Here is a 25,394-nt window from a genome sequence, read left to right on the forward strand (position 1 = left end):
AACTGAAAGAAAAACACACGAACGATACAGTTTGGGGTCGAGGCTAGCGATGTTCAGAAAATTTACCGTATGCGTCAGCATGGTTGCTCTTGGGATGATGTCCTGTCTGGCCAGTGCGGTCACCCTTCAGGATGTATCCTTCTCTTCACTTCCGGGTGACCGGACACAGGTAACGCTGAGCTTTGATGGCCAGCCGCCGAAACCCACTGGGTATACCATAGAAAGGCCTGCTCGTATCGCAGTAGACCTGCGTGACACCCAAAGTGGGCTTGAGAGCAGGAACATCTCCCTGGGTTCAGGCAATGCTCAAAGCATGACGGTGGTTGAAACCAAGGACCGGACCCGCTTGATATTCAACCTGGTGGAACTGGCGCCTTACCAGACCTCACAAACCGGCAATGCGCTGGTACTCACTATTGGTGGCAACGCGGGTAGCGCTGCCCCAGTAGCGCAGTCTGAGCCGAGTTCGAGTCAACAAGAGAGCGCTTCGGTGAGTCGCTCTGATTCTGGGGTGACGGGTGTTGATTTCCGACGCGGCCAGAACGGTGAGGGGCGCGTGATTGTGTCTCTTGGTGATAGCAAGACGCCGGTTGACCTTACTGAGTCCGGTGGGCGTATCCGCCTGGTACTGGAAGACACTGAGGTTCCGGCTAACCTGCGCCGACGGCTTGATGTAACGGACTTCGCCACGCCGGTTTCTCGCGTGGACACCTATATGGAAGGTAATAACGCGGTCATTGAGATTCGCCCAGAGGGTAGCTACGACTATATCGCCTACCAGGCAGACAAGGTCTTTACCGTCAGCGTAGAGCCACTTACTGAAGAAGAAGCAGAACTTCGCCGTGAGGACAAGTTCCCGTATACCGGCGACAAGTTGTCCCTCAACTTTCAGGACATCGAGGTGCGTTCGGTTCTTCAGTTGATTGCTGATTTCACCGGGCTGAACCTGGTTGCCAGCGACACCGTCAGCGGCAGCATTACACTTCGCCTCCAAAATGTGCCTTGGGATCAGGCTCTGGACCTGATTCTTAAAACCAAAGGTCTGGATAAGCGACAGATTGGCAACGTGCTTCTTGTTGCTCCCGCTGACGAAATTGCGGCCCGTGAGCGTCTTGAGCTGGAAACGACCAAGCAAATTGCGGAACTGGCACCTGTTCGGCTGGATATCATCCAGGTCAACTACGCCAAGGCTGCGGATATCGTGGCGTTGATTCAAGCGGATGAAGAACTGATTTCTGATCGTGGCTTCGTGTCTTCTGACGCGCGCACAAATACCATCAGCGTGAGAGAGTCGACTGACAAGCTTGAACAAATCCGCCGTTTGGTCACGACCTGGGACGTGCCGGTGAGACAGGTGTTAATCGAAGCACGACTGGTTCGGGCACAGACAGATTTGGCAGAAGAGCTCGGCGTTCGTTGGGGCGCCGCCGGCCGGTCGGACGCTAATGGTGGAAGTAATAACTTCGGGTTTGGTGGTGCAATTGGCCAAGGCCAGCTCGGCAATAACGTTGACCTGGGTGGATTGAATGTGGATCTCGGGGTTAGCCGGGCAAATACGTCTTCTGTATCCTTTGGATATATAGGGTCTGACTTCCTGGTGGATCTGGAGTTGTCCGCTTTCGAGAGTGACGGCCAGGCAGAAATTGTGGCTCAGCCCAAGGTCGTGACAGCTGATCGTCAGACGGCGAGAATCCAGTCGGGTGAGGAAATTCCCTACCAGGAAGCTTCTTCAAGTGGTGCTACATCGGTGTCATTCAAGGAGGCTGTATTGTCACTGGAGGTGACCCCTCAGATTACGCCGGACGACAAGATCATTATGGACTTGACGGTTAACCAGGATTCGCGTGGTGAAGTTACTAATGGTGTGCCGAGTATCAACACCAATGAAGTGACAACGCAGGTTCTGGTGCGGAATGGGGAAACGGTGGTGCTCGGCGGTATTTTCCAGTCAGAGACATCCACCACCATTACCAAAACCCCCTTCCTGGGAGATATCCCTTATCTTGGGCGCCTGTTTACCCGCAAGACGTCCCTTGATGAGCGTAGTGAGTTACTTATCTTCATTACACCAAAGATCCTTAAGGGCGATTTAGTGAACTAATCGTACGGCACGAAAAAGCCGCCCTGTCAGGGGCGGCTTTTTTTTGCCTGAAAAACCTGCAAATCTTATGGAACGTGAGTGCCTATGCTATTCTCACCCGCCACGATTTATATGAGCGAATGTCATGACGTTGCCAAAGCGTGTAGTTCTCGTTGGACCCATGGGGGCTGGTAAAAGCACCATCGGTCGCCTGTTGGCCAGAGAGCTGGGCTATCGTTTTGTCGATACTGATCGTCTGATAGAAGAGCGTTGCGGCGCTAATATTCCGTGGATTTTCGATGTTGAGGGCGAGGCAGGGTTTCGCCAGCGAGAGTCCGCGATGTTGTCTGAGCTGGTGGGGATGGGTGACATTGTCCTGGCCACCGGGGGTGGCGCTGTTACGCAAGCTGAAAACCATGTCAGCCTTAAGCAGGACGCTCTGGTTATCTATTTGAAAACGTCAGTCGAACAACAAGTCGAAAGAACCCGGCGGGACCGCAATCGTCCCCTGCTTCAGAATGATGATCCAGAGGCAGTACTCCGGCACTTGTTTTCGATGAGGGACCCCCTCTATACCGCGCTTGCGGATATCGTCATGTATACCGATAAAAAAAGCCCAAGGCTGGTGGTAAGGCAGTTGATTAATCGCATGCAGCCCAAAACATCACGACAAAAGCGTCAAGTCAGAAAGGAGGGTCACAAGCATGTCTGAGGCGTCACGGGAGCTAAGGGTTAACCTCGGTGAACGAAGCTATCCGATACTGATTGGCCAAGGTTTACTCGGGACCACGGACCTGTCGCCCTATGTGCGTGGTGAGCGAGTGATGATTGTCACCAACACCGTGGTTGCGCCGCTCTATCTGGAGCAGGCAACCCTATGCTTCCCGGGAAAAATCGTCGACTCCGTGATACTGCCGGACGGCGAACAACATAAGGACTGGCAAACCCTGAACCGGATATTTGACGCCCTGCTTGAGCAGCGCCACTCGCGGCATACCACGGTTGTCGCGCTCGGTGGCGGTGTGGTGGGTGATATGGCGGGTTTTGCAGCGGCCACTTATCAGCGTGGGGTCCAGTTCATACAAATACCGACCACGCTGTTGTCGCAGGTCGATTCGTCGGTTGGTGGCAAAACCGGTATCAATCATCCGCTGGGAAAGAACATGGTGGGTGCGTTTCATCAACCTCAGGTGGTTCTGATCGACACGGACACGCTTGCAACGTTGCCTCCCCGTGAAATTCCAGCAGGATTAGCCGAGGTGATCAAATACGGGCTTATCCGGGATCTGCCGTTTCTGGAGTGGCTTGAAAGCAACATTGCAGCGCTGACCGAACTCGATACCGCTGCCCTGTCTGAGGCAATACTGCGATCCTGTACCTGCAAGGCGGAAGTAGTCGCTATAGATGAGCACGAAGGCGGACTGCGGGCCATTCTCAATCTGGGGCATACCTTTGGACATGCGATGGAGACTTTCGCCGGGTATGGGCAGTGGTTGCATGGGGAAGCGGTGGGCGCCGGGATGGTCATGGCCGCCGATTTGTCACACCGTCTCGGGCTGATCAATCAGGAGTCGCTGGAGCGCGTGAGGTATTTGATCAAGCGCGCCGGGTTGCCTGATCGGGCTCCCGGAGGAATGCGCCCTGACGATTTCCTGGAGCGAATGGCAGTCGACAAAAAAAACGTGGATGGCCATCTGCGTCTGATTCTTCTGCGCGCGCCAGGTGAAGCCGTCATCACATCGGACTTTGATCATGCCCTGCTGGTTGATACTTTGAACGCCTTCTGTGGCAAGTCCTGATTCTGGTAAGGCACGAAGGCGCGCGAGCTCTAGAGAGGCAAAAATGTCCGACGACGGAATGACTGGGCTGGATACCGGCGGACTGTTTGCAAGGCTGCAGCAGCGTTACGGTCTCAGAGCCGACCCGCTGGCAATGGAAGCACCCTTTTACCCCGACGCCCAGAGACAACAGGCGCTCGAAACGTTGCGTCACCTTTGCGGATTTGGGGATCTGGCTTTGTTACTCACAGGGGCCAGGGGCGCCGGAAAAACCAGAATGCTTGCTGAACTGGAGAGGAGCGAGTCTGCAAGACTGGATTTCGTGCGGTTGGCACCGAGCAGCCTATCGAGTATCCAGGCACTTGCAAAGGCGTTGCTGGCGTCTGCTCATCAAAGTTTGGCGGCCACTGATACCCCGACCGAAGCAGTTTTCGGGTTTTTCCGTTGGAGCGAAACCACGACCCGGAAAGGCAGGCGGCTGGTTGTGTTGATAGATGATGCTGACGAGGTAGCCCCGGAGCTTACTCGGGTGCTGCTGGCCGCTTACGCCGCCTCCGACACTTCAAAGTCCGCAGTGCCGCTGTTCAGTGGGTCAGACCAACTTGTTCAAAGCCTCGGTCTGGTGGAAAGCGGCGGTGATCTGATGGGGGTGCATCAGATTCATTTGCGACCCCTGACACGCGATGAGGTGGCAGGATATCTGGAGCCCAGGGTAAGCGCCGCGGGCGGGAAAATTGACGAGTTATTGTCGGGTCGTTTCCTTGACAGGATTTACGAACTCAGTCAAGGCAGTCTGGGACGGGTCAGGCAAGTTGCTCCGGCCGTATGGTTGGATCTGACAGCCACCCCTGTCAGGTCGGGAGCAAATAACCAGTGGCTGAAGGGGCTGCGTTGGCCAGCTTTGGCCTTGGTACTGCTCGGCATATCGTGGTGGTTTGTATCGGCACAATATGACTCTATGATTGATGAAGAAGGGCTAGCGCGACCTGAAGCGGAACCCGAACGAACGCGCTCGATTATCTCCCTGGGGCCGGATAATCCGGAGTTGCCGGTCGTGGAAATTGAGGCTGAAAAGCCCTTCGGCACGGAAGTGGTGGATGGCGAAGAGATCGCCGTTGTGAATGGGCCTGAGACGGATTTAAAGGTAGACACTGGCGTTGCCAGCCAAGCAGCATTGGAGCCAGAGCCAGAGCCAGAGCCAGAGCCAGAGCCAGAGCCAGAGCCAGAGCCAGAGCCACCATTAGAACCCGAACCAGCAGTTAGCTCTGGTGGCCAGCTAGCCTTTCAGCCTAAAAATCCGGCTCAGTATGTGGCCGTAGAGGGGCTTCGCAGGCAGGATGGCATGACTGCGCAGTATATCGCGGGCTACAACGAATCAACGGCACTGCGCTTTTTGGAGCAACACAGCGCTGCGGAAGACCTGAGATACACCCGAAGTGAAAGAGCGGGACGTGACTGGTTTGTGGTATTCTATGGCAATTATGCCGACCCCGAATCAGCTTACGCAGCCGTGGAATCTTTAACCGGCCCTTTGGGTAGCCTGGATGTCTGGGTGCGCCCGCTCAGTGGTATGTAGTTTGCCTTGCCTCTTCAGAACGTGAAGGGGAGCTTTCCCGGCGCGGAATCTGTTTGCGCCCGACTGACGTAGCCTCGTGATACTTGCTCGTTCGTTTGAGTAGGTACTTCTACGTGTGTAAAATGGCCAGCCCCCTTTTCAGTGTCAAAGGTCGATTTTACTGCAGGTTCAGTATTGTCCCTCTGATTGAAAAAGAATTTCTTTGCGAGAGAACGCTTATGATGACAGGTTTGTATCATCCCGATGAATTCAGGGACAACTGCGGATTTGGTCTCATTGCCCATATGAAGGGGCAGACCAGTCACAAGTTGTTGCAAACTGCTATTGAGTCGCTGACCTGCATGACCCACCGGGGTGGTATCGCGGCAGACGGCAAGACTGGCGATGGTTGTGGCCTGTTGATCCAAAAGCCGGATACGTTTCTGCGCAAGGTAGCCAAAGATGCTTTCGGGAAAAAACTCAGCCCCTCCTTCGCGGTCGGGCAGATTTTTCTTAGCCAAGACGATGCCAAGGCTGAGGCAGGCCGTGCGGCCATTGAGAAGCGGCTCACTGAGCAAGGCTTGGGCATTGCTGGTTGGCGGGTCGTACCAACCGACAATGAGTGTCTAGGCCCCATGGCACTGGAGTGCCTGCCCAAAATAGAACAGATCTTTGTCGAACCAGCGGGTAAGAACGAACGCCAGTTTGCCATCAGCCTGTTTGTCGGTCGTCGCCACGCGGAAAGCGACATGGCGGAAGACCCGGAGTTCTATATCTGTAGCCTGTCGCATCAGACCCTTTCCTATAAAGGGTTGATGATGCCAGCGGATTTAACGACTTTTTATCCGGATCTTGGCGACCCGTTGCTGGAAACAGCGATTTGCGTCTTTCATCAGCGTTTCTCCACCAACACCATGCCGCGCTGGCCACTGGCCCAGCCATTCCGCTACCTTGCACACAACGGCGAGATCAATACTGTGTCGGGTAATCGTAATTGGGCCATTGCGCGAGCGTCCAAGTTCAATTCGCCAGAACTTCCGGATCTGCAAACCCTGCAGCCGCTGGTGAACCTGACCGGTTCTGACTCCTCCAGCATGGACAACATGCTGGAAGTGCTTCTGGCAGGTGGCGTTGACCTGTTTCGGGCGGCCAGAATGATGATTCCGCCAGCGTGGCAGAATGTCGACACCATGGACTCTGAACTGCGGGCGTTCTACGAATACAATTCCATGCACATGGAGCCCTGGGACGGCCCGGCGGGGCTGGTGCTATCGGATGGTCGCTACGCCGTCTGCATGCTCGATAGAAATGGTCTGCGCCCGGCACGTTGGGTTATTACCAAAGACGATTTCATTACCCTGGCGTCTGAAATTGGCACCTACAGCTACAAGCCTGAAGATGTCGTAGCAAAAGGCCGCGTCGGCCCGGGCCAGATGATTGCGGTTGATACCGAATCCGGTGAACTGCTGCACACCCAGGACATCGACAACCGTCTCAAGTCCAGTCAGCCCTACAAGCGTTGGCTGCGTGAGAATAGTTTGCGGGTGGAGGCTACGCTAAATCAGGAAACACCTGAATTCAAACTGATGGATGCCGACGACCTGTTGGTTCATCAGAAAATGTTCATGGTATCTTTTGAAGAGCGCGATCAGATACTTCGGCCACTGGCGGAGAATGGTCAGGAAGCGGTCGGTTCCATGGGAGATGATACTCCCATGGCCGTCCTGTCGAGCCGTGTGCGACACGTTGCCGATTATTTTCGTCAGAAATTTGCTCAGGTGACCAACCCGGCCATAGATCCGTTACGGGAATCCATCGTGATGTCGCTTGAGACCTGTCTCGGGGCTGAGCAAAACGTTTTCGAGGAAACGGCAGATCACGCTAACCGCATTATTCTTTCCACGCCGGTGCTGTCTCCAGCCAAATTCCTGCGCATCGTTAACAACGAAAGGCCCGGATTTGAAGTGGTTCAGATCCAACTGGGCTATCGCCCTGAACTCGGTCTGAATAAGGCGGTGGAAGCGGTCTGTGAGGAAGCCGAGCAAGCTGTGAGAAACGGCAAGGTGTTGCTGGTTCTGACTGATAAGAATCTCCAGAAAGGTGATCTGCCGGTCAACGCCCTGATGGCCACTGGCGCAGTACACCATCACCTGGTCGAGAAAGGCCTCCGTTGCGACGCCAATATCCTTGTAGAAACGGGATGGGCACGAGATCCGCACCATTTCGCTGTGCTGTTCGGGTTTGGTGCAACGGCGGTTTATCCGTATCTGGCGTATCAGGTGTTAAACGACCTGATCCGGACTGGCGAAGTTCTGATGGACCCCATCGAAGCCAAGAACAACTATCGCAAAGGTATTAACAAAGGCTTGCTCAAGATCCTGTCCAAAATGGGCATCTCCACGGTGACGTCCTATCGGGGCGCCCAGCTGTTCGAGGCCATCGGTATTGCGGATGAAGTCGTCGATCTTTGCTTCAAGGGCGTTGCCAGTCGCATACAGGGGGCCGGTTTCTATGAATTCCAACAGGATCAGGAACAACTAGCCGATGTAGCCTGGAAGCCGCGCAAACAGATTTCTCCTGGCGGGTTGCTCAAATACATCCATGGTCAGGAGTATCATGCGTTTAACCCCGATGTTGTGACGACGCTCCAGCAGGCGGTGACCACCGGGGCGTACGGGACTTATCGGGAGTATGCTGCGCTGGTCAACGAGCGTCCTGTCGCGACACTGAGGGATTTGCTGACCTTTCGCCGGGATATCAAAGGGATTGATCTGGCGGAGGTTGAACCGGTCGAGGCAATCTTCACTCGCTTCGACTCTGCCGCCATGTCATTGGGCGCGCTTTCGCCGGAAGCCCACGAAGCTCTGGCGATGGCAATGAATCGCCTGGGTGGGCGTTCCAACTCCGGAGAAGGCGGTGAAGACCCCGCCCGTCATGGCACCGAGCGGCGGTCCAAGATCAAACAGGTGGCTTCGGGCCGCTTCGGGGTGACCGCAGAATATCTGCGCAGCGCTGACGTCATGCAGATCAAGGTAGCGCAAGGCGCCAAACCAGGGGAGGGTGGCCAGTTACCTGGTGGCAAAGTCAATGAGTTGATTGCCCGTTTGCGTTACTCGGTGCCGGGTGTGACACTGATTTCGCCACCGCCGCATCACGATATTTACTCAATCGAAGATCTTGCCCAGCTTATTTTTGATCTCAAACAGGTCAACCCGAATGCGCTGGTGTCGGTCAAACTGGTATCGGAACCGGGTGTGGGCACCATCGCGGCGGGCGTTGCCAAGGCTTATGCTGATCTGATCACGATTTCAGGTTACGACGGCGGTACGGCTGCCAGCCCGCTGACGTCGATCCGTTACGCGGGGTCGCCGTGGGAGCTGGGTTTGAGTGAAGCCCAACAGGCTCTGCGCGCGAATGATTTGCGAGGCAAGATCCGCCTGCAGACCGACGGCGGTATCAAGACCGGTCTGGACGTGGTGAAAGCCGCAATACTGGGCGCCGAAAGCTTCGGCTTTGGCACCACCCCGATGGTAGCTCTTGGCTGCAAATACCTTCGTATTTGTCATCTTAATAACTGTGCAACGGGTGTTGCGACTCAGAATCAGCGTCTACGGGATGAGCACTTTGAAGGCACCGTAGAGATGGCCATGAACTTCTTCCGGTTTGTTGCTGAAGAGACCCGTGAATGGCTGGCCAAGCTGGGCGTAAGGTCGCTTGAGGAACTGGTCGGCCGGACGGAATTGCTTGAGCGCTTGCCGGGAGACACGGCAAGGCAACAGAAGCTGGATCTGTCACGGTTGCTCGGCAATGATATGATTCCAGCTGACAAGCCCCACACCTGCCAGGTTGAGCGTAACCATCCGTTTGATAAGGGCGCACTTGCGGAACGCATGGTGCAGGACGCCATGGAGGCGATTAAAACCAAAGCGGGGGGCACTTTCAGCTACAAAGTCACCAACTGCGATCGGTCCATCGGCGCTCGGTTGTCTGGTGAAATAGCAGCGTTACATGGTAACCAGGGTATGGTTGATGCGCCGATCACCCTTGAACTTGAAGGTACCTCCGGCCAGAGCTTTGGCGTCTGGAACGTGTCAGGCCTCAATATGATTCTTGATGGCGACGCCAACGATTACGTCGGTAAAGGTATGACCGGTGGCAAACTGGTCATCCGTCCGCAAAAAGTCAGTTCGTTCAAATCCCAGGAAACCTCCATCGTGGGTAACACCTGCCTCTATGGCGCGACCGGTGGCAAAATGTTTGCTGCGGGGACCGCCGGTGAGCGCTTCGGTGTTCGTAATTCGGGAGCTCACGCCGTTGTTGAGGGCGTAGGTGATCACTGTTGCGAGTATATGACCGGAGGTCTGGTAACTGTTTTGGGTTCGACGGGCCATAATTTCGGGGCTGGCATGACGGGTGGCTTTGCCTACGTCATGGACCAGAAAAACACGTTTGTGGACAAGTACAATCATGAACTGGTCGAAATCCAGCGCATTTCCAGCGAAGACATGGAGCCTTACCGTAATCATTTGCGGGGTGTAGTGCGGGAGCATGTGTCAGAAACCGGTAGTGAGTGGGCCAGGCATATTCTTGACAATTTCGATGATTATATCGGTCGTTTCTGGCTGGTGAAGCCCAAGGCTGCAAGCCTGAGAAGTTTGTTGGCCAGCACCCGTGGTCGTCCTGAATAGGGCGTTTCGACGGAATGGGCCAGGCCAGGCATCCTTAAGCTGCCTGGCTCTCGAAATTGAGCTGATGAGAGCAACCTAATGAAAGAACGTCTTAACAACGACTTCCAGTTTGTCGAAGTCGGCCGTGTCGACCCGAAGAAGGTGCCGGCTAAAAAACGCAAAAAAGAATTTGGCGAGATTTATCATCCGTTCAAGCAGGATGAAGCGGCCGAGCAATCGCACCGCTGCCTGGAGTGTGGCAACCCTTATTGCGAATGGAAATGTCCGGTACACAATTACATACCGAACTGGCTGAAGCTGGTGGCTGAAGGCAACATTCTCAAAGCAGCTGAGCTGTGTCACCAGACCAACTCATTGCCGGAAGTGTGTGGTCGGGTTTGCCCGCAGGACCGCCTGTGCGAGGGTGCCTGTACCCTGAATGATGGGTATGGTGCCGTCACTATCGGGTCGGTGGAAAAGTACATTACCGATACCGCATTCGCACTGGGCTGGCGGCCGGATCTGTCTCACGTCACCTGGACTGATAAAAAAGTGGCAGTCATAGGGGCCGGGCCCGCTGGTCTCGGATGTGCAGACATATTGGCCCGAAATGGGGTCAGACCGGTCGTTTTTGACCGCTATCCAGAGATTGGCGGCTTGCTGACCTTTGGTATTCCCGAGTTCAAACTCGAAAAGTCTGTCATGACCCGCCGTCGCGCTATATTTGAGGAAATGGGCGTTGAATTCCGGCTCTCTACCGAAGTGGGTAAAGACGTCATGATGGAAGATATCATCGATGACTACGATGCCGTGTTCATGGGTATGGGGACCTATACCTATATGAAAGGTGGTTTCCCGGGTGAGGACTTGGCAGGGGTTTACGACGCGCTGCCGTTCCTGGTGTCCAACGTGAACCGTCGTCTTGGATTCGAAAATGACGCCGACGAGTTCATCGACATGAAGGGTAAACGAGTGGTCGTGCTCGGTGGTGGCGACACTGCCATGGATTGCAACCGAACCTCGATTCGGCAGATGGCTACCAGCGTGGCTTGTGCTTATCGTCGTGATGAAGCCAACATGCCAGGCTCCCGTCGTGAGGTGTCTAATGCCAAGGAAGAAGGTGTGAAGTTTCTGTTCAACCGGCAGCCGATCGCGATTCTTGGGGAAGACCAGGTCGAAGGCGTGAAAGTCGTACAGACCCGGCTGGGCGAGCCCGATGAAAATGGGCGTCGCCGCCCGGAAGTGATTCCGGGCAGTGAGGAAGTGATCCCGGCGGACGCTGTTCTCGTAGCATTCGGTTTCCGCCCAAGCCCCTCCGACTGGTTTGGAGTGCTCGAGGTAGAGACTGACGAGTCCGGGCGCGTCACAGCGGAAGAAAAAGCTGAGTATCCGTTCCAGACCTCCAACGCCAAAATCTTCGCAGGAGGCGATATGGTTCGCGGCTCCGACCTGGTGGTAACGGCTATTTGGGAAGGCCGTCAGGCCGCTGAGGGCATACTCGATTACCTCGACATCTGAATGTCGTCCCCCGACCAAACAGGATTTGCATGACCGAACTTAAGAATGACCGCTTTCTCCGTGCCTTGATGCGACAGCCCGTCGATCGCACGCCAGTCTGGATGATGCGGCAGGCTGGGCGCTACCTGCCGGAGTACCGGGCTGCCCGCGAGAAAGCCGGCGATTTTCTCAGCCTTTGCAAGAATACAGAGCTGGCCTGTGAGGTGACGCTACAGCCACTTGAGCGTTTTCCCCTGGATGCAGCGATTCTGTTTTCGGATATCCTGACGATCCCTGATGCCATGGGGCTGGGCTTGTACTTTGAAACCGGCGAAGGTCCGAAATTCCGCAAAACCGTGCGTACGGCTGAAGATGTGGATGCCCTGCCAACACTGAAGGCTGATTCAGACCTCGAATACGTGATGAATGCGGTCAGTACTATTCGGCGAGAGTTGAATGGCCGGGTGCCGCTGATCGGCTTTTCGGGCAGCCCCTGGACGCTCGCGACTTATATGGTCGAGGGCAGTTCCTCGAAGGATTTCCGCGAAGCCAAACGGCTGATGTACTCGGAGCCGGAGGTTATGCATCGACTGCTGGATCATCTCGCCATTGCGGTGACGGATTATCTCAACTGCCAGATTCGTGCAGGCGCCCAGGTAGTGCAGATTTTCGACACTTGGGGTGGCGTGCTCAGCAGCTGGGCTTATGAGGAATTCTCTCTGGCTTACATGAAGAAGATCGTGGATGGCCTGATTCCCGAGCATGAAGGACGGCGCGTTCCGGTGATTCTGTTCACCAAGAACGGAGGTCAGTGGCTGGAAACTATGGCTGCAACCGGCGCCGATGCGCTTGGGCTTGATTGGACCACGGACATTGGCAAGGCCCGTGCGCGGGTAGGGGACACCGTCACCCTGCAAGGCAATATGGATCCGTCGATGCTGTATGCCCCCAAAGCCAGAATTCGGGACGAGGTGGCGGATATACTGCGACGGTTTGGTGAAGGTAGCGGGCATATCTTCAACCTGGGGCATGGTATTACGCCGGATGTTGACCCCGCCCATGCAGGTGCTTTTATTGAGGCTGTCGTTGAACTGAGCCCTGCTTACCACAAGGGCTGAACACGCGCTGGCATACGGGCACGCGGCGAACTATAGTGCGGGTATATTCGGTTTAAATGACAAGGCCGCAAACCTGTGAATATCATTCGTCCGGAAAAGCGTCAGTTTCATCGCATCTTGTTTGATGCGCGCTGTGATATCTATCAGCAGGATGAGAGGTGGACCACGCAACTGCTGGATATTTCCCTTAAAGGTGTTTTGGTCCGGCGCCCGCGCAACTGGTCAGCACCTCTCAACCAGGCTTTTGAATTGACCATCCATCTCGATGACCGCGAAAGCGGAATTGTCATGGCAGTTGAGCTGCGTCATGTCGAAGCAGGCAAGTTAGGCTTCGAATGCCAGTATATTGATCTTGAAAGCGCATCCCATCTCAAACGCCTGGTCGAACTTAACCTTGGTGATCAGGTAATGCTCGACCGGGAACTTGGCCACCTGGTGGGTGAGTGAGAGGCGAGGAAGCCTAAAGCTCTTCCAGCGCCGTCAACGCATCGCTCAGTTTGGTCACGGGAATAACCTTCATATTCTCGATAGTTTTGCGCGGCGCGTTCCCTTTTGGCACGAGGGCGCGAGTAAAGCCGTGTTTGGCAGCTTCATAAATACGCTCCTGCCCGCTGGGTACAGGCCGAATCTCGCCAGATAATCCCACTTCGCCAAAAATCACCAGATCCTGAGGCAGCGCCCGATCCCTGAAGGACGAAACAACGGCCGCGAGTAATGCCAGGTCAGCACTGGTTTCGCTTACCTTGACGCCACCCACCACGTTGACGAACACGTCCTGATCGGCGCAGTGCAGGCCGCCATGACGATGCAAAACCGCCAGCAGCATGGCCAGTCGGTTCTGGTCCAGCCCCACGGCCACCCGGCGGGGATAGCCACCCTGAGCCACATCAACCAGGGCCTGGATCTCAACCAGCATCGGGCGGGTGCCTTCCCATATCACCATGACAACACTGCCGGGTGCCGCGTCCTCTCCCCGGTTCAGGAAAATGGCACTGGGGTTTTTAACCTCTTTCAGTCCTTGCTCCAGCATGGCGAAGACGCCCAATTCGTTGACCGCGCCGAAGCGGTTCTTGGTGCCCCTCAACGTGCGATAACGACTATCACTGGAGCCCTCAAGCAGAATAGAGCAGTCGATCATATGCTCGAGCACTTTGGGGCCTGCCAGGCTGCCATCCTTGGTGACATGGCCAACCAGGAACAGGATGGTGCCGGTCTGTTTGGCAAAGCGCGTCAGGTAGGCGGCGCTCTCCCGAACCTGAGAGACGCTGCCCGGCGCAGATTCCACATCACTGATATGCATGACCTGAATACTGTCCACCACCAGAACCCGTGGTTTTTCTGCTTCCGCAATCTGGATGACGCGCTCAACGCTGGTTTCCGACAGCATCATAAGTTTACTGGTGGGGAGTTCGAGACGTTTGGCCCGCATAGCAACCTGTTGCAGCGATTCCTCACCGGTCACATACAGTGCAGGAATCCTGCTGGCCAAATGGCAGACTGTCTGGAGCAAGAGTGTGCTTTTGCCCGCACCGGGGTGTCCGCCCATCAGGATGGCCGAGCCCTCAACCAAACCTCCGCCAAGCACCCGGTCGAGTTCCTGCATGCCGGAGCTGATGCGGGACTGCTCACTGAGATTGACGGAGTCGAGCGTTTGAACAGATGAAAGGCTGCCGGCAAAACCCTCAAACCGGATGCCCCGGCTGCCGCCCCCGCCGGAGGGAGCGGTCACGCCACGCACTTCACTGATCGTATTCCAGGCCTGACAGGCGGTGCATTGGCCCTGCCATTTGGAGTAGTCTGCGCCACATTCGGTGCAGACATAGGCGGTTCTGGTTTTCGCCATCAGGCCAGCTTCTTGTATTTCATGCGCTGGGGCACCATGGCTGAATCGCCTTTGCGCTTCTTGTGATCTTCGTCGTACTCGGTGAAGTTGCCTTCAAAGAACACTACTTCGCTATCGCCTTCGAACGCCAGGATATGGGTAGCAACGCGGTCGAGAAACCAGCGATCGTGCGAAATCACCATAACGGTGCCGGGGAAGTTGAGCAGCGCTTCTTCCAGTGCTCGCAAGGTTTCAACATCGAGATCGTTCGTAGGTTCGTCCAGCAACAGAACGTTGCCGCCTTCCTTCAACAGTTTGGCCAGGTGGAGGCGGTTGCGCTCGCCTCCTGACAGGTCAGCAACCCGTTTCTGCTGGTCTCCACCCTTGAAGTTGAAGCGGCCCACGTAGGCCCTTGACGGAGTCTGGTAGTTGCCGACCTGAATGATGTACTGGCCGTCGCTGAGTTCTTCCCACACGGTCTTGTTACCGTCGAGATCCCGCATCTGGTCGACATATGCCAGTTTGACGGAGTCGCCGATGGTAATAGTGCCGGAATCGGGCTTGTCATGGCCTGCAATCATCCGGAACAGCGTGGATTTACCGGCACCGTTTCCACCGATGATACCGACAATCGAGCCCTGCGGAATGCTCAGGCTCAAGTTCTCGTATAGCAGGGTGCTGTCAAACGATTTGCTGATGTTGTCGACTTCAATGACCTTGTCGCCCAGTCGGGGCCCCGGCGGAATATAGAGTTCGTTGGTTTCGTTGCGCTTTTGAAAGTCCTGTGAGCTCAGTTCGTCAAAGCGGGCCAGGCGGGCCTTGCTCTTGGACTGTCGGCCCTTGGCATTGCTGCGCACCCACTCGAGCTCGTGCTTGATTGTTTTCTGCCGGGCATCTTCCTGTTTGGACTCAATCTCGAGGCGTTTTTCCTTGCCTTCAAGCCACTGGCTGTAGTTGCCTTCAAACGGAATGCCGTGGCCACGGTCAAGCTCGAGAATCCAGCCCGCGACATTATCCAGGAAGTACCGGTCGTGGGTAATGGCGACTACGGTGCCCGAATAATTATGAAGAAACCGCTCCAGCCAGGCGACTGATTCAGCATCCAGGTGGTTGGTCGGTTCGTCGAGCAACAACATGTCGGGGCCTGATAACAGCAAGCGGCACAAGGCAACCCGGCGACGTTCACCACCGGACAGGGTGGCAACTTTAGCCTCCCAGGGCGGCAGTCTCAGCGCGTCAGCAGCTACTTCTAACTTGCGTTCAATGTCATGGCCGTCCACTGCCTGGATAAAACTCTCCAGTTCGCCCTGTTTTTTCGCCAGCGCATCGAAGTCGGCGTCGGGTTCTGCGTAAGCGGCGTAAACCTGATCGAGTTCGGCGAGGGCGTTGTGGACTGCTTCGGCAGCTTCATCGACCACTTCCTTGACGGTTTTGCTGTCGTCCAGTTCGGGCTCCTGAGGCAGGTAGCCGACATTGATACCGGGCTGGGGCCGCGCTTCGCCAATGTAATCCTGATCGATGCCCGCCATAATCCGAAGCAGGGTCGACTTACCGGAGCCGTTCAGACCAAGCACGCCAATCTTGGCCCCCGGGAAGAAACTCAGGGAGATGTCCTTGAGGATTTCGCGTTTGGGCGGGACGACCTTGCCCACCCGGTTCATGGAAAATACGTACTGGGCCATAGCTGGCAGGATCCTTTCGGTTGGTGTCCGTTCTCGTAAAACTGGCCTGTAAAGGTAGCGAAACCGCTGCGTTATAGCAATCCGGGATAGCTTTGGGGAGTTCGCCTGCCTTCGGTGCCGAAAAGATGATTTCAAGGCCGGTAATACGCTAGAATAGCGGCCCTATTTTTCACAGCCGAATTCAGATTGTCTGCCGGGCAGACACAGCAAACAGGGGCAGCAAATCAATGTTTACTCGTGATATGAAAATCGCCGGATACGACGATGAAATCTGGAATGCTATTCAGGCCGAAACCAAGCGGCAGGAAGCGCACATCGAGCTTATCGCCTCGGAGAACTATACCAGCCCACGGGTAATGGAAGCTCAGGGTTCCGCGCTCACCAATAAATACGCGGAAGGCTACCCCGGCAAGCGTTATTACGGTGGTTGTGAACATGTGGATGTGGCTGAAGACCTGGCCATCGAACGTGCCAAGAAACTGTTCGGTGCGGCCTATGCGAATGTTCAGCCACATTCCGGCTCCCAGGCCAACTCGGCCGTTTTCATGGCGTTGCTGAAGCCCGGTGACACGGTGCTCGGTATGAGTCTGGCCCACGGCGGCCATCTGACACACGGTGCGTCGGTGAATTTTTCCGGCAAGATATACAACGCGGTTCAGTATGGGATCAATACTGACACCGGCCTGATCGATTATGACGAAGTTGAGCAACTGGCTGTCGACAATAAACCCAAAATGATCATTGCCGGGTTCTCTGCCTATTCTCAGGCCCTTGATTTTGCGCGTTTCCGCGCTATTGCTGACAAAGTCGGCGCTTACCTGTTTGTCGACATGGCTCATGTGGCCGGTCTGGTGGCCGCGGGTGTTTATCCGGACCCGATTCCCCATGCCCACGTGGTAGCGACAACGACTCACAAAACCCTGCGCGGTCCCCGCGGCGGTCTGATACTGGCCTGCGATGACGCCGATCTTCATAAGAAGCTGAACTCTGCTGTATTCCCTGGTGGTCAGGGGGGCCCATTGATGCACGTGATTGCGGCCAAGGCAATCTGCTTCAAGGAAGCTATGAGCGATGAGTTCAAGACTTACCAGCAGCAGGTCATCAAGAACGCCAAGGCTATGGCTGAAGTTTTCATCGACCGGGGTTTTGATGTGGTCTCTGGCGGAACCACCAACCATCTGTTTCTGGTCAGTTTGATCAAGCAGGACATTACAGGCAAAGAAGCGGATGCAGCGCTTGGTCGGGCTCATATCACTGTGAACAAAAACGCCGTCCCCAATGATCCACGCTCCCCGTTTGTTACATCCGGCCTGCGAATTGGCACCCCTGCAGTGACTACCCGTGGTTTCGGCGAGTCCGAATGCCGGGAACTTGCTGGTTGGATGTGCGATATACTCGATAATATCGACAGTGACGAAGTCAGCGCGCGAGTCAAGGAACAGGTTGCTGCACTTTGTGCACGTTATCCTGTTTACGGCGCCTGAGCCCCTCAGTTACTCGCCGGTCCTTGCGCTTGCAGGGCGCCGGCATCCTTCGGGAGCACTAAGTATGCACTGCCCTTTCTGTGGTGAAGCGGATACCAAGGTCATTGACTCACGGCTGGTTGCCGAGGGTGATCAGGTGCGCCGTAGAAGGGAATGCCTGTCGTGCCGTGAGCGTTTCACCACCTTCGAATCGGCAGAGCTGGTGATGCCTCGTGTGGTCAAGCAGGATGGCACACGCCAGCCTTTCGACGAGGAAAAACTGCGCGCCGGGCTGATGAAAGCGCTCGAGAAAAGGCCCGTCAGTATTGAAGACATTGAAGCCGCACTAACCCGGGTGCGATTCCGTTTACGTGCTACCGGTGAGCGGGAAGTCAAGTCGATGCAACTGGGTGAGGAGATCATGAGTGAACTCCGTCAGTTGGATAAGGTCGCCTATGTTCGCTTTGCTTCGGTCTATCGAAGCTTTCAGGATATCAACGAATTCAAGGAAGAGATTGAGCGCTTGTCCGCACACATGGGTGAGGGCGCTGGCGCTGCCGATGTAGCCAAGGCCCTGGCTGATAGTGATACGCCGAAGGGCCGCGCATGATCGATGCCAGAGATACCGCTCTGATGGCCAGAGCCATCCAGTTGGCCTGGCGAGGTCGTTATTCGACTCATCCCAATCCCAGGGTAGGTTGTGTAATAGCCAAGGACGGAAGGATTCTCGGCGAAGGCTGGCATGAGCGAGCTGGTGAGGCACACGCAGAAGTTCGCGCGATAAGTCAGGCCGGACCAGAAGCCCGGGGTGCGACCGTGTATGTGACCCTTGAACCCTGCAGCCACTTTGGCCGCACACCGCCATGCTCCCGAGCATTGATTGATGCGGGCGTGGCTCATATCTTTGCAGCGACCAAAGACCCCAATCCGGCGGTTTCAGGCCGGGGCCTCCAGCAGTTACGGGACGCTGGTGTGCGTGTTTCAGAAGGTTTGCTGGCAGAGGAAGCGGCAAAACTTAACCCGGGCTTTATGAAGCGCATGAACACCGGTCGTCCCTATGTCCGGGTCAAGGTCGCGGCGAGCCTCGATGGGCGTACGGCAATGGCATCCGGCGAAAGCCAATGGATCACCGGGGCTGACTCCCGTCGTGACGTACAGCGTTTGCGCGCTATGAGTGATGCCATCCTGACAGGGGTCGGTACCGTCCTTGTCGATGATCCGTCCTTGACCGTTCGTCGCACCGAGCTGGGCGATATTGGTCAGGCGACAGAGCCCGCGCGTCAGCCTCTCAAAGTGATTGCTGACCGGGACGCCCGCACACCGCCTGGTGCCAGGATTCTGCAGGGTGGGAATGTACAGGTTTTCTGTTCTTCGGAGGCGTTGAGCACCGCTCCAGCTCAGGATCTTGCCGCTCTTGGCGTGGGCATTACGGGTGTGGGCTGGCAGCGCGACGGGGTTGATCTTAGCCAATTGCTGGATGCGCTTGGTGATATCGGTATAAACGAATTACTGGTGGAAGCAGGGCCCCGGTTGGCGGGCGCATTTGTATCCGGGCGGCTGGTCGATGAGTTATGGCTTTACCAGGCGCCGCTGTTTTTAGGTAGCGAAGGTCGGCCGACAGTGGCGCTGCCACTGGAAAATATGGCTGACAAAGTACAATGGACGGTAACAGATCGTCGCCAGATCGGTGACGACCAGCGCTGGATTCTGGCGCTGCAATGAGTTTAAGGCGCCTGTCTTTGTGGCAGGTTTGCCGGTCACGAATTTCAATGCATGATCTTTTCACGAATAACGAACGGGTCGAAAGGGTATAAAGCCTTATGGCACTGAATAGCATCGAAGAGATTATTGAAGATATCCGTCTGGGCAAAATGGTCATTCTGATGGACGACGAAGATCGCGAAAACGAGGGTGATCTTGTGATGGCCGCTGAATTCTGCACGCCGGAAGCGATCAACTTCATGGCCCGTTTTGGTCGTGGTTTGATTTGCATGCCAATGACCCGCGAACGCTGCGAACAGCTTGATTTGCCATTAATGGTGCACCGCAATGCGTCCGGGTTTGGCACCAAATTTACACTGTCTATCGAAGCAACGGTGGGTGTTACCACGGGTATCTCGGCGGCAGATAGGGCTCGCACGGTACAGGCCGCCGTCGCTAAGGCCGCCAGGCCGGAGGATATTGTTCAGCCTGGTCATATTTTCCCGCTGATGGCAGATCCCGGCGGTGTGCTCAGCCGCGCTGGCCACACAGAAGCTTCCTGTGACCTCGCGGCACTTGCGGGTTGTGAGCCTGCCGGAGTGATCTGCGAGATCATGAATGACGATGGTTCCATGGCTCGCCGTGAAGATCTTGAGACGTTTGCCGAGCTTCATGACTTGAAGATCGGTACCATTGCCGACCTGATCCACTACCGCACTCTCAATGAGCGCACCGTCGAGTGTATCGAACAGTACGATCTGGATACCGAGTACGGAGTGTTCAATCTGCGCACCTACCGCGATAACATTCAGGGCGCTACCCATCTCGCCCTGGTCATGGGCGACATCAAGCCTGATGAGCCGGCACTGGTACGCGTACATATTACGGACACCCTTCGTGATCTGTTGGGCGCACGCAGACAAGGTTCGGGTAGTTGGCCTTTGCATCATGCTCTCAGAACCGTTGGTGAATCGGGAGCGGGCGTCATCGTGCTGCTGAACAGTGCAGCTGACAGCCACAAGCTCGAGGACCGGATTCACGAGTTCTTCGATGCCGCTCGGGGTTCCGCTGGCAAAGGCAGCTCCGGCGTCTACTTTACGATTGGTACCGGGTCGCAAATACTGCGGGATATCGGCGTTGGCAAAATGCGACTGTTGAGTGCGCCCATCAAGTTTTCGGCCATTTCCGGTTTTGATCTTGAGGTTGTCGAATACCTCCCTTACAACCCAAACTGAATCAATCTGGCCTGCTTTAAGCGGGCACGGACAGGAGTTCCTGATGGCAGATATCAAAGTAATTGAAGGCGATTTCACCCAGTGTGCCGGGCGCTATGCTCTGGTTGTGGGCAGATTTAACGGATTTGTGGTTGAAAGTCTGGTGGCTGGAGCCGTCGACACGCTGCGGCGTCATGGCATTGCGGATGATGACATTGCCATTGTCCGGGTTCCAGGTGCGTATGAGATGCCATTGGCAGTCAAACGTGTGGCGGAAACAGGTCATTACGATGCCATTATTGCACTGGGCGCCGTGATTCGTGGCGGGACACCCCATTTCGAGTATGTTGCTGGCGAGGCGGCGAGCGGTATTGGCGCGGTGAGCCTGGAAACCGATGTGCCGGTTACCTTCGGTGTGCTGACGGTGGACAGCATAGAGCAGGCGATAGAACGCTCAGGTACAAAAGCGGGCAACAAAGGTGCTGAAGCGGCTATTACAGCTCTGGAAATGGTCAGCCTATTCAAAAAGTTGGGTGAGTGATGGTCGGGTCAGACGAAACTGAATCTATGGCCGAAGGGTCTCGCCCTGCTCGCCAGCCAAAAGCGGGCGAGCGTAGGCGAGCCCGAATCCTTGCTATGCAGGGGTTGTACCAACGCCATTTTAGCAAAAGCCCGATCGCTGATATTGAAGCGGAGTTCATGGTGGATAACGACATGGGCAACGTGGATACGGCTTACTTTCGTGATCTGCTCCGGGGCGTCCATCGCGAACAGGCGGATCTCGACAGAACCATTGAGCCGTTCCTGGACCGTCCGTTGGGCGAGGTGGATGCGGTCGAACTGGCTATAGTGCGCCTCGGTGCCTATGAATTGAAACATCGCATTGATGTGCCCTATAAGGTAGTGATCAATGAGGGTATCGAGATGGCAAAGCGTTTTGGTGGCACTGAAGGGCATAAGTTTGTGAACAGTGTTCTTGATAAGCTCAGTCGCCGTTTGCGACTGTCGGAAACCCGCCCCCGGTAGATGAATGAGTTTGAGCTGATCCGTCAGGTTTTCATGCCTGTGGCTGTCGCCACTGCGAACCCGGCAGTCCGGCTTGGCCCCGGGGATGACGGCGCGATCCAGCGTTTGCCCCCGGGTAGTGAGTTGGTTTTCTCTCTCGATACTCTCGTGGAGGGTGTGCATTTTCCAGCAGACTACTCTCCCCGCTTTCTGGGCTGGCGGGGCCTTGCGGTCGCTGCAAGCGATCTGGCCGCCATGGGCGCAGACCCTGTTTGCTTTACTCTGGGACTTACCTTGCCGTACTCCGACGATAAGTGGTTGAAAGCGTTTGCTCAGGGTTTGAGCGACGCCGCCAAGCAGTTTGGTCTGGCTTTGGCAGGGGGCGACACCACCAGGGGGCCGTTAACTCTCTCGTTTCAGGTTCATGGTACTGTTCCCGCCGGAACGGCGATTCTGCGCTCGGGAGCGCACACCGGTGACCTGATCGGAGTATCCGGGATGTTGGGGGACGCGTGTGCAGCATTGCGCTGGTTGGATGAGCCATCGCCCTCCCACCACGCTCGGACGTTGCTTGGTCGTTATCATCATCCTGAGCCAAAACTGACTCTGGGCCAATTACTCCGAGGTACCGCTTCGGCAGCCGTCGATATTTCGGATGGTCTGGTGGCAGATCTGGGGCATATACTTGCCGCTTCCGGGGTGGGCGCTCGGCTGATTGAGGCGGCGATTCCCCGTTCAGCGGCGTTAATGGCGCTTCATGGCGAGGAGTCCTTGGCGATGGCGCTCAACGGTGGCGATGATTACGAAATATGTTTCACCGTAGCGCCGGACCGCTGGTCTTCCCTTGAAGCAGCGGCCAACCGTGGCGAGTTGACCGTGATCGGTGAAGTTACGGCTGAGCCAGGCTTGTGGCTAAGCGACGGGCACCAAGACCGCCCTGTACACAGCACTGGATACGATCATTTTGGAGCGGATGAGTGAAAGCTCCTTCGGTGGCAGGATATTGTCTCAACAACACGTAACCGGCCAGCGGAGGAGGCAGCAAACCGTTCTAGTGAACCCGCTCTTCCTTTGGTAAGAGGCTTACCACATGCAGGAAGCGTCTCAAGCCAATTTCTGCGCGATCTCTGGATGCAAAAGGTCCGCTATCAAAGCCTTCCCGGGTAGTGAAGTACCATTTTCCGCCCACACAAAAAAAGCGACTGCTGCGAAATGGAACCGGTTCCGCTTCTCCGGTACGTGCTTCAATATTCATTCAAACCTCCTGAGCTCCAGTTTTTACTATCTAACGGGCCGCAATTGAATACAGATATTGTGTCTAAGGTAAATGAATCTGGCCCAAATTCAACAAAAAGTTACAAAACCTTTTTGAATCCGACGAATGGTTATGGTCAGCAGAATGGGGGGAGCCTCTCCGCAGTAGTGGTCGCTGTCTTGCGCTTGCAATAAGCAGTCGTCAGAATGCGACGATCCCTTTTTAAACCTGTGAGGTTTTTATGCATTTTCTACGCGTCCTGATCTGGTTGAGACCGCCCGTGAACTTTTTGCTGGTTATGCTCGCCAGCGTTGTCTTGGTGGGTTGTAGCGGCGCCATGAAGAGCGTTCAGACCTGGGACGGTGCAGCTGCGGAGACCGATCAGGTCGCTGTGCTGGAAGCGCCAGGTAGCATTAAGGTGATGCAGGTAAACGGGCGTAAAGTTGGTAACTTCCTGATGGATGATCTGGCGCTTGATTATCAACTGCTGCCAGGTGAGAACACTGTGGTGGTTACCCATAAGACCATTTGGGCCAAGAACACCGTGGTCCGGAACGGTGAGTCCAAAGTACACACTGTCATATCAGAACCCCAGCAGTTCGTGTTGAATGCCCGCGCCGGTGAAGTATATCGGTTTGATATCCCTGAACTCGCTACGCGCTCGGAAGCTGAAGCGTTTGCTACCAATTTTGATGGCCGAATCGTGAATCAATCGGGCCGGGTTGTGGCCGAGGCCCGTTCGCCGAACATCAATCCGCCTCCAGCGTTACCGGAGTTGGAGCGCTCACCCGAAGTGACCACCCTGAGCTCTGCGCCAGAAGCAGTCGCTGGCGAGCCAATGAATCGCCTGGATGCGCTCAAGCAGATATGGGGGCAGGCAAGTGGCGATGAGAAGCGGGAGTTCCTGCGTTGGGCTTTCGAATAAAAGCCCGTGAATCCATTGCTGGAGGTGAGCGTCAGCCGCGAAGGCGTTGAACCGTTTTTCGGATCACGCCTGCCATCAGGTTGAGGGCATCATCTGTAAGTGTTTGGCGATTCTCCTGTGAGTAGTCCTGATCAGTATCTGGTGGCAAATCGGCAGCAGCCTCCTCAATGCTGATCAAACTTTCTGTCACCAGCATTTTCAACTTTTCTCCATCCGGGACCACGTCAGGGCACAGCGTAAAGTTGATCGTCAGTGTGCCCTGGTAGCTTACGGCAACGATCACCAGCCCCATCGAATCGAACAGCGGTGCCATGTTGTACTGACGGACCAGTTGCGCCCCTTGGAGATAGAGTGGCACCTGCGGCCCAGGCACATTGGTAATTGGTACATTGAATACCGGCTGATAACGTTGCGCAAGCTGGAGTTCGGAGTAGAGCCTGGCAGACAGTGCCAGCATGGTAGAGGGCACAAGTTCGGTCAGCCGATCTGCGGAAATGGCTTCCTGGTAAGGTTCTGAGGCCACAGCATTCCAGTGTATCCGTCGAATTCGACGGGCCGGGTTGGGCTCGTCCGTTGCGAGGTTGAGCAGCATGGCTGACATTTGGTTGCCTGTTGCTCTTCGTAAACTTTTGGATCTTACCGACACAGGTGTCATGGCGACCAACGAGCGCTGGGTATCCGCTCCATGTGTCTTCATGTAGCGCCGCAGGGTCTCAGCGCAAAGGCCCAGAACCACGTCATTGAGGGTTACGTCCCCCAAACTGGCCTTGATTGCTTTTAGCCTTGCTAATTCGATACTGGCCGCCACGATTCGGCGATTGGCGGTAATCTGCCGATTAAAGGGGCTGTGGGGTGCCTGAAACAAGGGGAATGGCAGTGGCAGCTTGTGCAGTTGACGCTGGATAAGGCCGCGTGCGGTAGCCTCCATTGCGGTGGCTGCCAGAGAGGCAATCTGAAAGGGTTTCCGCAACAGGTTTGCGCTGGCTTGCAGCACGACACGCTCATCGGAGGGTGCTGATCGCGGCTGCCAGGGCTTTGGATGGGTTAAGCTCCGCGGCTTAGATGTATATTCCAGCAATTTACCCATAATCTCTTCGCCACTGAAAGCATCGATGGCGGCGTGGTGAAGCCGAACAATCAGCGCAAAGCTCTGCTTGCCATCGGTGTTGTTTTCATGGCGGAAGCCATCGACAAAGGTCATATGCCAAAGCGGCCGATCCCGCTTGAGGGGCTCCTCAAGTATCCGGGATGCGAGGCCCATGAGACTCTCGAATTTGCCGTTTTCTCCAAGGCTGACGTAGGCGAGATGGCGTTCAATACTGAATTCAACGTCATCGATCCAGTAAGGCCGGCCGAGCCGGAGCGGAATCTGCTTTAACTTCTGTCGGAACAGGGGTACCACGTGTAGGCGGCCACGTAGGTAGGCCACAAAAGTGCTGAACGCGAGTGGCGTGTCGCAGTTCTCACTGTCGAAAAGATAAATGCCACCAATGTGCATCGGGGCGCTCTCTGATTCCAGGTACAGAAAAGACGCGTCCAGCTCGGATAACTGCCGCATTCAGGCCTCCCTGACTAGATCTGATGGCACAAGTATAACCCCTGCGTAGCACTGTGAACTTGACCCTCTCGTCG

General features: G+C 55.6%; 20 protein-coding genes. 16 read left to right on the top strand and 4 right to left on the bottom strand.

Annotated elements, in window-relative coordinates; translation table 11 throughout:
• The first annotated feature begins 49 nt into the window (after nucleotides 1-49).
• From pilQ to WEB64_RS10335, 8 genes are all read left to right on the top strand, one after another.
• The gene (gene pilQ, locus WEB64_RS10300; RefSeq protein WP_368061518.1) at nucleotides 50-2,101 is read left to right on the top strand and encodes a type IV pilus secretin PilQ; all 2,052 of its coding nucleotides are present in this window, start codon (nucleotides 50-52) and stop codon (nucleotides 2,099-2,101) included.
• Nucleotides 2,102-2,225: 124 nt separating this feature from the next.
• The gene (gene aroK, locus WEB64_RS10305; protein WP_368061517.1) at nucleotides 2,226-2,792 is read left to right on the top strand and encodes a shikimate kinase AroK; all 567 of its coding nucleotides are present in this window, start codon (nucleotides 2,226-2,228) and stop codon (nucleotides 2,790-2,792) included.
• Nucleotides 2,785-3,879: a 3-dehydroquinate synthase gene (aroB, locus tag WEB64_RS10310; protein WP_368061516.1), complete on the top strand. Its 1,095-nt coding sequence runs from the start codon at nucleotides 2,785-2,787 to the stop codon at nucleotides 3,877-3,879. Before aroK ends, aroB begins: the two co-directional genes overlap by 8 nt.
• A 43-nt stretch (nucleotides 3,880-3,922) precedes the next feature.
• Nucleotides 3,923-5,434, top strand: a complete 1,512-nt coding sequence (locus WEB64_RS10315) for an AAA family ATPase (RefSeq protein WP_368065587.1) — start codon at nucleotides 3,923-3,925, stop codon at nucleotides 5,432-5,434.
• Between the two features lie 218 nt (nucleotides 5,435-5,652).
• The gene (gltB, locus tag WEB64_RS10320) at nucleotides 5,653-10,101 is read left to right on the top strand and encodes a glutamate synthase large subunit (protein ID WP_368061140.1); all 4,449 of its coding nucleotides are present in this window, start codon (nucleotides 5,653-5,655) and stop codon (nucleotides 10,099-10,101) included.
• A 78-nt stretch (nucleotides 10,102-10,179) separates the two neighbouring features.
• The gene (locus WEB64_RS10325; RefSeq protein WP_368061139.1) at nucleotides 10,180-11,598 is read left to right on the top strand and encodes an FAD-dependent oxidoreductase; all 1,419 of its coding nucleotides are present in this window, start codon (nucleotides 10,180-10,182) and stop codon (nucleotides 11,596-11,598) included.
• Nucleotides 11,599-11,627: 29 nt separating this feature from the next.
• On the top strand, nucleotides 11,628-12,695 hold the full coding sequence (gene hemE, locus WEB64_RS10330) for a uroporphyrinogen decarboxylase (RefSeq protein ID WP_368061138.1): 1,068 nt from the start codon (nucleotides 11,628-11,630) through the stop codon (nucleotides 12,693-12,695).
• Between the two features lie 75 nt (nucleotides 12,696-12,770).
• On the top strand, nucleotides 12,771-13,142 hold the full coding sequence (locus WEB64_RS10335; RefSeq protein ID WP_368061137.1) for a PilZ domain-containing protein: 372 nt from the start codon (nucleotides 12,771-12,773) through the stop codon (nucleotides 13,140-13,142).
• Between the two features lie 13 nt (nucleotides 13,143-13,155).
• Here the strand turns inward: WEB64_RS10335 and radA are convergent, their stop codons facing one another.
• Together radA and ettA are read right to left on the bottom strand one after the other, a co-directional pair.
• The gene (gene radA / locus WEB64_RS10340; protein ID WP_368061136.1) at nucleotides 13,156-14,538 is read right to left on the bottom strand and encodes a DNA repair protein RadA; all 1,383 of its coding nucleotides are present in this window, start codon (nucleotides 14,536-14,538) and stop codon (nucleotides 13,156-13,158) included.
• Nucleotides 14,538-16,199, bottom strand: coding sequence for an energy-dependent translational throttle protein EttA (ettA, locus tag WEB64_RS10345; RefSeq protein ID WP_368061135.1), 1,662 nt, complete (start codon nucleotides 16,197-16,199; stop codon nucleotides 14,538-14,540). Before ettA ends, radA begins: the two co-directional genes overlap by 1 nt.
• Before the next feature lie 227 nt (nucleotides 16,200-16,426).
• Between ettA and glyA the strand changes: the two genes are divergently transcribed.
• From glyA to thiL, 7 genes are all read left to right on the top strand, one after another.
• Entirely contained in the window at nucleotides 16,427-17,683 is a 1,257-nt protein-coding gene (gene glyA / locus WEB64_RS10350) for a serine hydroxymethyltransferase (protein ID WP_368061134.1), read from the top strand.
• 64 nt (nucleotides 17,684-17,747) lie between these two features.
• Nucleotides 17,748-18,272 carry a transcriptional regulator NrdR gene (gene nrdR / locus WEB64_RS10355; protein ID WP_368061133.1) on the top strand — a complete coding sequence of 175 codons (525 nt, stop codon included), beginning with the start codon at nucleotides 17,748-17,750 and terminating at the stop codon, nucleotides 18,270-18,272.
• A complete protein-coding gene (gene ribD / locus WEB64_RS10360) occupies nucleotides 18,269-19,384 on the top strand; it encodes a bifunctional diaminohydroxyphosphoribosylaminopyrimidine deaminase/5-amino-6-(5-phosphoribosylamino)uracil reductase RibD (protein ID WP_368061132.1) in 1,116 nt (371 codons plus the stop codon). The genes nrdR and ribD overlap by 4 nt, the downstream gene beginning before the upstream one ends.
• Nucleotides 19,385-19,482: 98 nt before the next feature.
• Nucleotides 19,483-20,598, top strand: a complete 1,116-nt coding sequence (gene ribBA / locus WEB64_RS10365) for a bifunctional 3,4-dihydroxy-2-butanone-4-phosphate synthase/GTP cyclohydrolase II (protein ID WP_368061131.1) — start codon at nucleotides 19,483-19,485, stop codon at nucleotides 20,596-20,598.
• Between the two features lie 43 nt (nucleotides 20,599-20,641).
• Nucleotides 20,642-21,118, top strand: coding sequence for a 6,7-dimethyl-8-ribityllumazine synthase (gene ribE, locus WEB64_RS10370; protein ID WP_368061130.1), 477 nt, complete (start codon nucleotides 20,642-20,644; stop codon nucleotides 21,116-21,118).
• 26 nt (nucleotides 21,119-21,144) lie between these two features.
• Complete coding sequence (gene nusB / locus WEB64_RS10375; RefSeq protein WP_368061129.1) at nucleotides 21,145-21,603, top strand: transcription antitermination factor NusB; 459 nt, start codon at nucleotides 21,145-21,147, stop codon at nucleotides 21,601-21,603.
• The gene (gene thiL, locus WEB64_RS10380) at nucleotides 21,604-22,563 is read left to right on the top strand and encodes a thiamine-phosphate kinase (protein WP_368061128.1); all 960 of its coding nucleotides are present in this window, start codon (nucleotides 21,604-21,606) and stop codon (nucleotides 22,561-22,563) included. It begins immediately after the preceding gene.
• A gap of 70 nt (nucleotides 22,564-22,633) precedes the next feature.
• Here thiL and WEB64_RS10385 read toward each other — a convergent pair whose 3' ends face one another.
• Nucleotides 22,634-22,837: a DUF6316 family protein gene (locus WEB64_RS10385; RefSeq protein ID WP_368061127.1), complete on the bottom strand. Its 204-nt coding sequence runs from the start codon at nucleotides 22,835-22,837 to the stop codon at nucleotides 22,634-22,636.
• Nucleotides 22,838-23,078: 241 nt separating this feature from the next.
• Between WEB64_RS10385 and WEB64_RS10390 the strand changes: the two genes are divergently transcribed.
• Nucleotides 23,079-23,762 carry a DUF2057 family protein gene (locus tag WEB64_RS10390; RefSeq protein WP_368061126.1) on the top strand — a complete coding sequence of 228 codons (684 nt, stop codon included), beginning with the start codon at nucleotides 23,079-23,081 and terminating at the stop codon, nucleotides 23,760-23,762.
• Between the two features lie 31 nt (nucleotides 23,763-23,793).
• On the opposite strand, the gene WEB64_RS10395 is transcribed toward WEB64_RS10390, so the two are convergent.
• On the bottom strand, nucleotides 23,794-25,320 hold the full coding sequence (locus tag WEB64_RS10395) for a wax ester/triacylglycerol synthase family O-acyltransferase (RefSeq protein ID WP_368061125.1): 1,527 nt from the start codon (nucleotides 25,318-25,320) through the stop codon (nucleotides 23,794-23,796).
• Between the last annotated feature and the right edge of the window lie 74 nt (nucleotides 25,321-25,394).

Source organism: Marinobacter sp. (assembly GCF_040882185.1).
GTDB lineage: Bacteria > Pseudomonadota > Gammaproteobacteria > Pseudomonadales > Oleiphilaceae > Marinobacter.